The 6,652-nt window shown below is 51.7% G+C and carries 9 protein-coding genes; 7 read left to right on the top strand and 2 right to left on the bottom strand.

Annotation, left to right across the window (positions count from 1 at the left end; translation table 11 throughout):
- Positions 1 to 118: 118 nt before the first annotated feature.
- The 4 genes from KW821_RS21315 (at position 119) to KW821_RS21300 (ending at position 2,296) form a co-directional block, all read left to right on the top strand.
- Positions 119 to 316, top strand: coding sequence for a plasmid partition protein ParG (locus KW821_RS21315; RefSeq protein ID WP_218292847.1), 198 nt, complete (start codon positions 119 to 121; stop codon positions 314 to 316).
- 967 nt (positions 317 to 1,283) lie between these two features.
- Complete coding sequence (locus tag KW821_RS21310; RefSeq protein ID WP_218292846.1) at positions 1,284 to 1,736, top strand: helix-turn-helix transcriptional regulator; 453 nt, start codon at positions 1,284 to 1,286, stop codon at positions 1,734 to 1,736.
- A 5-nt stretch (positions 1,737 to 1,741) separates the two neighbouring features.
- Positions 1,742 to 1,948, top strand: a complete 207-nt coding sequence (locus KW821_RS21305) for a hypothetical protein (RefSeq protein ID WP_218292845.1) — start codon at positions 1,742 to 1,744, stop codon at positions 1,946 to 1,948.
- Positions 1,949 to 2,056: 108 nt separating this feature from the next.
- Positions 2,057 to 2,296 carry a plasmid replication protein RepB gene (locus tag KW821_RS21300; protein ID WP_218292844.1) on the top strand — a complete coding sequence of 80 codons (240 nt, stop codon included), beginning with the start codon at positions 2,057 to 2,059 and terminating at the stop codon, positions 2,294 to 2,296.
- Positions 2,297 to 2,306: 10 nt separating this feature from the next.
- Here the strand turns inward: KW821_RS21300 and KW821_RS21295 are convergent, their stop codons facing one another.
- Positions 2,307 to 2,498 (bottom strand): hypothetical protein, encoded by a 192-nt coding sequence (locus KW821_RS21295; protein ID WP_218292843.1) that lies wholly within the window; start codon positions 2,496 to 2,498, stop codon positions 2,307 to 2,309.
- Positions 2,495 to 3,487, bottom strand: a complete 993-nt coding sequence (locus tag KW821_RS21290) for a plasmid recombination protein (RefSeq protein WP_218292842.1) — start codon at positions 3,485 to 3,487, stop codon at positions 2,495 to 2,497. Before KW821_RS21290 ends, KW821_RS21295 begins: the two co-directional genes overlap by 4 nt.
- Before the next feature lie 1,038 nt (positions 3,488 to 4,525).
- Here KW821_RS21290 and KW821_RS21285 point away from each other — a divergent pair.
- From KW821_RS21285 to parA, 3 genes are all read left to right on the top strand, one after another.
- Positions 4,526 to 5,044, top strand: a complete 519-nt coding sequence (locus tag KW821_RS21285; RefSeq protein WP_218292841.1) for a hypothetical protein — start codon at positions 4,526 to 4,528, stop codon at positions 5,042 to 5,044.
- A 4-nt stretch (positions 5,045 to 5,048) separates the two neighbouring features.
- On the top strand, positions 5,049 to 5,540 hold the full coding sequence (locus KW821_RS21280) for a hypothetical protein (protein ID WP_218292840.1): 492 nt from the start codon (positions 5,049 to 5,051) through the stop codon (positions 5,538 to 5,540).
- Between the two features lie 453 nt (positions 5,541 to 5,993).
- Entirely contained in the window at positions 5,994 to 6,623 is a 630-nt protein-coding gene (parA, locus tag KW821_RS21275) for a ParA family partition ATPase (RefSeq protein WP_218292839.1), read from the top strand.
- The last annotated feature ends 29 nt before the right edge of the window (positions 6,624 to 6,652 follow it).

Genomic DNA, 6,652 nt, shown 5'->3' with positions numbered 1-6,652 from the left:
CGGCCACCGGTACAACAGTTCTCGATGCTGAGCCGAACAGCAATGCAGCGCTGGAAGTTCGAGAATTGGCAAATGAAGTGTTAAGTCTACTCAAATGAGTTAATGAAGGTGTGAGTAAATGAGTGTGTTAAAGGCTGGTCGCCCTAGCAGCGAGAAACGGACGATGACGATGAGTGATATATCAGGTACTGACAAAATGAAGCGAGTTAACTTCGACCTGTCGGAGGCGCTGCATACGCGACTGAAGACCTACGCTGCATCTCAAGGAAAGTCGATCAAGGATATTCTTACCGAGTTTGTCGAGGGGTTGGAGTGATCAATGTGATCGCAATAGTGTTATTGAAGTGAGCCTTGGTAACAGTTACCAAGCTGATGAAAAATCAGGTGTTGTTTTTTAGTGTGATCATGTCGCCCCTCTTGCACTGATCTTGATCTAACGCGTATGCTTTCTACCAGAAACGAAAAAACCGCCTTGGCGGGCGGTTTTTCGATGGTACTCAGAGTTGGCGCTCTTTGTACCAGGTAACGGCTTCGAGCAGGAAGCAGATACCCTAATACAGTTCCCAGTTTAGCGCTCTCGGCGCCCATCAATCAAGTTTTCCTGCTCAAATGCCCGTTACCGAAGGCCACCACCTTTGGCGCTTTGACGTACCCGCACGGATTGGAAGTATGAGTTTGTTGCCGTGTGTGGGTGTGGTTGGTCGGGCAGAACGGGGAAACCTCACATACTGCCCAGCGTGCGACGCGCACCATAGCCTCTCAGGGTTCGCAGCCTTGGGGCACTAGCACCGAGCGTAACGGGGAACCAACCACGGCCAGCTCGATAAAAATGGCGCGGCAGTCCGGCCCACAGGTGGGGACTGAAGCAGGTGCAGAATGGCGAGGTGTGTCTCAGGAACGCGTGAGGGGGAGCTGCCGCAAGCAGCCTCGATAGTCCTGAGCAAGGCGAGCTATCCAGCGTAACTACGTCATTTTAACGTAGCCAAGCAGGAGGGCGAGCCTATCTTGAAGCGCAGCGAAAGATAGGCTCGCCCGGGTTTTTTCTTTCTTTTCAAACTAAAGAGGATCGCTCATTGCGAGGTGGGTAACTGCGTCTGTCCGTCCACATGCCATTTGTTTGGCTTGTGGGCGGCAGCGGTTATCCACGGAGCGGGTGGCCCCTTTTGGCGCCGTCTCTTCTCGTGTACCTCTGGTGTGAATGTAGGTGGCGTATAGCGAAGGGCTGGCGCCTCAGGAATACTTAGAATATCCTTATATTCCAAATATTCCTGAGGCGCCTATCTATGTTCGAACAACAGCATTCACCAGCCTATATGCAGTTTGCACAGCAGAACCAACGGCACGAAATTGCACGGTTACAGCAGTTTGTTTACGAGCTTGAGAACTATGTCGCAACGGTTCATCAACGGCTCGTTTATATGGGCTCCACGCTGTCATCTTCTGAAAAAGTTTTTGAGTTTTCACAGCTTCAGCTGACATTCAATCAGAGCTACCAGTCTCTTATCGAGCATCAAAAGACCCTGTCTCAGATGCTTAGTCTTGCGGCCCCCAGTTTTGAAAAACAGATTTCTGAGCAGTGTCGAAGGGAGATTTACCACCTCTACTGCGCGGGCCGCTATACACAGGTTCAACTGGCCGCTCAGTACGGGGTTAGCCAATCAGCCGTTAGCAAGATAGTTAATGGTCCTGCTCCGGCCCCAATTAGTGGCGTAAATCCACAGGGCATTGCGAGTTGAAACCTATGCAGCTCGACAAGCACGAGATCGAGGTTGATGGTGATCGGGTATGGCTACTGGATGCGGTGGGTCAGCGTCTGTGCGATCTGCGGGAGATGCAGTTGCTCGATTTTGGGGGGCGGATCAGTGTCGAAAGCGGCCTACTCAACTTCGATTTGGACGCCGGAGAATGGCGCGAACGCCTGATTGCCTTGGGCCTTGAGCCGCACTGAAAATCATTTTACTGATTCGATGCTTCAAATTCCTTTTTTGATTGCTGCTGGCTCCAAATGGTATATCATCAAATTTACGATTTGACTGTTCATTTTGAGGATTTGATGATGCAGGAAAAAGAGGCCACGACCGTGTTCGATATGGGGGGATTTTCCAAGGCGATGATCGTCCCAACCCCTATGGGGGCCGGGTTCCATCTTCACCTGGTGCGCTTTGGGAAGGCGGGTACCGAAGTGGTGGAGAGGCAGCGCGGTGGCTGGCGGGTCTTTTCCTCCATCGATGCAGCCGCCAACACTGCGAATGGCATCGGCTTTCGCCGCATCGAGATAGACCTGAGCAGCCGCTAGGTCTGATATATCAGACTTTCGCCCAGCGCAGCAGAAGGGACAGCGCCCCCAAGCATGCCGCTCCTTCCCACCATGCAGGGGCGGCCCAGCTGAACACGTCATGCAGGCCGAACAGCCCCATGATCCAGCCGCTCGATGAGCTTACCGCCCCCTGCAGTGCCAGCACTGCAGCTAGCAGGCCGACAACCTGCCATGCCTTCATCGCCCCATCCCCATGCCGCGGCTTTTGTTTGGCTGCAGTTCTTGAAGCTTCTCTTCCAGTTTGTTGTTCTGCTCTGCCAGTGTCCGGTTGTATCCCTTGAGCTTGTCGATCTCTCCCCCCTGTCGGCTTATCGCGCTCTGAGCGTTGTCGAGGTCCATGGTTAGCCTTCTAACCTCTCCCTGCGCCCTCTGCAGCTCGCTCTGGGCCTTTTGTGCTGCCGTTGCCGCCTGCTGGGCCAGCTCCACGTTGTCCGCGCTGTAGCGACCCTTCTGGCGGCTAAACAGGACTTGCTTGAGCTGGGCATTCTCTTCGCGTAGTGCGGCGTTTTCGCGCTCCAGCTTCTGGGCCTTGGCGTGTCCGCTAATTTTGTCGAGCAGGGTTGGGGCCGGCGTTTGTCCTGCAGCCTTTCGGGGATCGTGCGGTGCCCCGCCGGGGGCTCCGGGAGTGTATTCGCATTTGATATGGGCGTTGACGGCCTGCCATGCCCGTTTCCGAAGGGCTGCGAGCTTAGTCGGTCCGTCCAGCCATGCCTTGGCTTGTAGCTTGCCGTTTTTGATGGGGGTCACGACGACATGGAAATGGGGGCTGCTCTCGTCGGTGTGGAGGTCAATCCCAACGATGTTTTCCTCCCCGAACTCCTGCGCCGCCCACGCTTTGATCCCCCGGGCCGCGAGGTTGATCTGGTCGGCAATGTTGAGCGGCCTCCCCTCGGGGAAGTCTGGCTCTGGCTCGTCTCGCCAGTCGGTCTGGTTGCCGAGCTGGATCACGAACTGGATGGCCTGCACGGCGTCTTTGCGCTTGGCGAGTCCCTTGGACTTCACCAGCGCTTCCGGTCGCCATGGTTTTACCTGGTGACGGCCTTCTGGGGTAAACCATGCCTCCGGTCTGAGCTGGCTTTCGGTGGCGTGGAGGCGGAGGTTGTGCCCCTCTGCTCTTCCGATTGCTGGGGCCTGCATCTTGTCGACTGCGAATGTAAACGAGAGCGCCATTGTGTCTTTGCTCCTTGCCTTTGGTCTCGGGTAACAGTACCAGAGTTAGATGCCAAAGTGTTCTCCTTACACTTTAGTACCTAAAGTTGGAGCCCTACGGGGCGGAAAACCAAGGCCACAGCCTGCCGCGCTACGCTTGCCACCTCCTCGGCCCAGGTACGAGCGAACGGCTGCTCGCACCTGGTCGAAGGAGGGGTTGGGTTATGCAACGTCGTGACAGTAGGGTTCTCTCGTTCGTTGCGGAAATCCCCCCGGAGGAAACGCCTCCGGTCAGCTGCGACGATGGCATCAAAGAGCACCAGCAAAGGAGATCCCATGTTCGAACTGTTACACACCCTCGCGACCAATCCCTTTGCCACTAACCTCGGCTTCGCTGCTGCGGTATTGGCTCTCGGATTTGCCCTGAGATGGAGATGAGTGGGGCCAGTGGCCCCACCCAAATCGGATGCACCAGGTAGGAGGGCCGACGGTTGGTTATGTCCGGTTGGACACCCAATAGGACCAAAACCGGAACAGCTAGATCCGAACCTCAAAACGGTCTTAGAAGCGTTGCAAACTTTCAGCTTGGGATTGGGTTAGGTTGGGGGTTAAAGCCTGTAAGAATGCGGTCTGTGAGGTCGTTTTGGCCGAAGGTGGGTGTTTTACCAGGTGAAGTCGGCCATTGAACATAAAAGGCGTTATGCGCACATCAAATGGCATGTGCATTTTCAAGTTTTCATTCGGGTTTTGATGTTCACGCTCACGCCAGTATCCCCCCTGCACCCCATGGAGCCCAAACGAGCACATCGAGCACATTGAGAACAATCGAGGACTGCGAGCACCACATAATTAATAAAAACTGATGTAAATCAGCGTGTTATTTGTGTTTTGTGTTTTATATTTTACATCTTGTTGTTTGTTTGTTCTTGTTTTGTGTAGTGTGGTTTAATCTTCGTCTATCATTCTGCAATGTGAAAAATCGAAAGTATTTGCATAAGTCATTGAATTAAAAGGATATTATCGTAATATGCCTGTATTGGTTGGGCGTTGGAGGTGATGATGTCAGAGAAAGCTAAGAAGACAGGTAGGAAAACCCAGGCAGAGAGGCGAAAGGCTTTAGTCACTGAGTTGTGGGGGGATGAATTAAAGGATCTCCCTGTTTGGACTCGCTACGAGAATGATGGTTACGCAACGATCCCGAGAACATTGCCGCATATCTCTAGGATATTGGATGAATTGTCAGGGAGTGGGGCGCCGTTAGCTCAGGTCTATACCGCTCTATGGTGCCGAGTTTCTGATGAAGGTTTTATAGAGATTAAGGACAAGGATGCGCTTGCCTATGAGTCAGGATTCTCTGGGCAAAGAGCTGTAACCACGTGGTCTGGGAGAATGAAGAAGCTACAAGAGTTGGGTTTCATCTCCTGTAAAAGTGGCTCGTCAGGAGATTATCAGTACGTATTGATCGTTCATCCTCTTGTTGTGATCAAGAGAATTTACAGTGAGGGGGAGAAGGTTCGGGATCTGAGATACCACGCCTTGGCTGCCCGTGTTATTGAGGTTGGAGCCTCTTGGGAGTGAAAGTATGGCTGGTGTAGCGTGGGGGGATGTTGAGAGCTTTGGTCGCCATTATGAAATGGGTCATCTGAGACCGGCAGTGCATCAAGTGGAAACTAAGTCAGGGTTGCTGTCTATTGAAATTACGTTTGGTTTTCACGTGTTTACTGATGAAAAGGGTCATGGAAAACCGATCAGACACAAAATGGAGCAACGTTACTTCTGTCAAGGCCGGTATGAGGGAAGTCGATCGTTAACAGAACGAATATTAAGAGCTGTTGATGGTGAGTATGTGACTGCATTTATCTCCGGCACTAGCGGGCAACGGTATTACCATCTGAATTCACATGATGATTTCATTTTGATGGAGATTAGAAAGCCCGCTGGTACGGATGGTTTTCTGCGACTACATGTGGTTAGTGCATACACATTGGATCAGTGGGGGCAGTTACCAAGAGGGAAGAATCTGCCATTTGAATTTGTTCTATCTCAGCGCGCAGCTGGTATCAGCAAGCTGTAAAAACAAAAGGCGCCATAGGCACCTTTTGTTTTTTTCTATTCAATTGTCGGTCTGGTCTTTGGGTATCCTGCTCTCAGGCTAGGGGAGAACCTAATCTAGCTTCTCCGACATCTGCACCCTTCTGTTAGAAGTTCCGGTATGTGCTGACATCTATATTGTGGGTGAACGCTTGGGCATGTGTCAACTATAGTTATCGTTACGGCCTCAAATGAGGTGCTTTAGTGACTGTTTTTCAGGCACTTTCCTCGACCATTTTTTCCTCCAACCATTGCATTATTTCTTCATATCTCCACTTGTAGCCCTACCAATCTTAAAGGGACTAGGGAAATCCTTACGTACGTCCTCACGACCAACCCATCGAAGTTTTCACGCTTAATGTTTGTTTTTTAGTATATTATCTAGCGGTTCATCATTTGAGTTTTTGAGTTTTTGAGTTTTCACGGGGAGAGGGGAATGTTTGTAATATCAGTGCTTAATCAAAAAGGGGGGAGCGGCAAAACCACAATTGCCACTCATCTAAGTAGAGCTTTTCAGCTTGTTGGCTATGACGTTTTATTGATTGATAGTGATCCGCAGGGAAGCTCCCGTGACTGGGCCGCGGTTCGGGACGATCAGCCGGTACTGGTTGTTGGGATTGATAGGCCAACAATTGAGCGCGACATTAAAGCCGTGTCTCACAAAGACGTTATCGTGATTGATGGTGCTCCACAGGCTGCGGACTTGGCTATATCCGCAATTAAGGCAAGCGATCTGGTACTGATTCCAGTCCAACCGTCCCCTTATGACGTTTGGGCTGCCTCTGATCTCGTTGATTTGGTGAAGCAGCGCATAGAGATAACGGATGGGCGCCTCAAGGCCGCTTTTATCGTGAGCAGGGCTATCAAGAACACCAAGATCGGTGCAGAAATTAAAGAGGCACTAGAGGGTTATGGTCTGCCAGTTTTGGGGGCTCGGATTACTCAGAGTGTCGCTTACCCGAGCACAGCGGCCACCGGTACAACAGTTCTCGATGCTGAGCCGAACAGCAATGCAGCGCTGGAAGTTCGAGAATTGGCAAATGAAGTGTTAAGTCTACTCAAATGAGTTAATGAAGGTGTGAGTAAATGAGTGTG

It is taken from the genome of Aeromonas sp. sif2416, from assembly GCF_019218665.1.
GTDB classification, from domain to species: domain Bacteria; phylum Pseudomonadota; class Gammaproteobacteria; order Enterobacterales; family Aeromonadaceae; genus Aeromonas; species Aeromonas encheleia.
Note: the sequence above shows the minus strand (reverse complement) of the source record. Positions and strands in the feature narration are given on the sequence as shown.

What these genes read in the sequence shown, in the direction of transcription:
- KW821_RS21295 (WP_218292843.1), bottom strand. Translation starts at nt 2,498, where the DNA reads ATGAAGGCATGGCAGGTTGTCGGCCTGCTAGCTGCAGTGCTGGCACTG.
- parA (WP_218292839.1), top strand. Translation starts at nt 5,994, where the DNA reads ATGTTTGTAATATCAGTGCTTAATCAAAAAGGGGGGAGCGGCAAAACC.
- KW821_RS21285 (WP_218292841.1), top strand. Translation starts at nt 4,526, where the DNA reads ATGTCAGAGAAAGCTAAGAAGACAGGTAGGAAAACCCAGGCAGAGAGG.
- KW821_RS21310 (WP_218292846.1), top strand. Translation starts at nt 1,284, where the DNA reads ATGTTCGAACAACAGCATTCACCAGCCTATATGCAGTTTGCACAGCAG.
- KW821_RS21315 (WP_218292847.1), top strand. Translation starts at nt 119, where the DNA reads ATGAGTGTGTTAAAGGCTGGTCGCCCTAGCAGCGAGAAACGGACGATG.
- KW821_RS21300 (WP_218292844.1), top strand. Translation starts at nt 2,057, where the DNA reads ATGCAGGAAAAAGAGGCCACGACCGTGTTCGATATGGGGGGATTTTCC.
- KW821_RS21280 (WP_218292840.1), top strand. Translation starts at nt 5,049, where the DNA reads ATGGCTGGTGTAGCGTGGGGGGATGTTGAGAGCTTTGGTCGCCATTAT.
- KW821_RS21305 (WP_218292845.1), top strand. Translation starts at nt 1,742, where the DNA reads ATGCAGCTCGACAAGCACGAGATCGAGGTTGATGGTGATCGGGTATGG.
- KW821_RS21290 (WP_218292842.1), bottom strand. Translation starts at nt 3,487, where the DNA reads ATGGCGCTCTCGTTTACATTCGCAGTCGACAAGATGCAGGCCCCAGCA.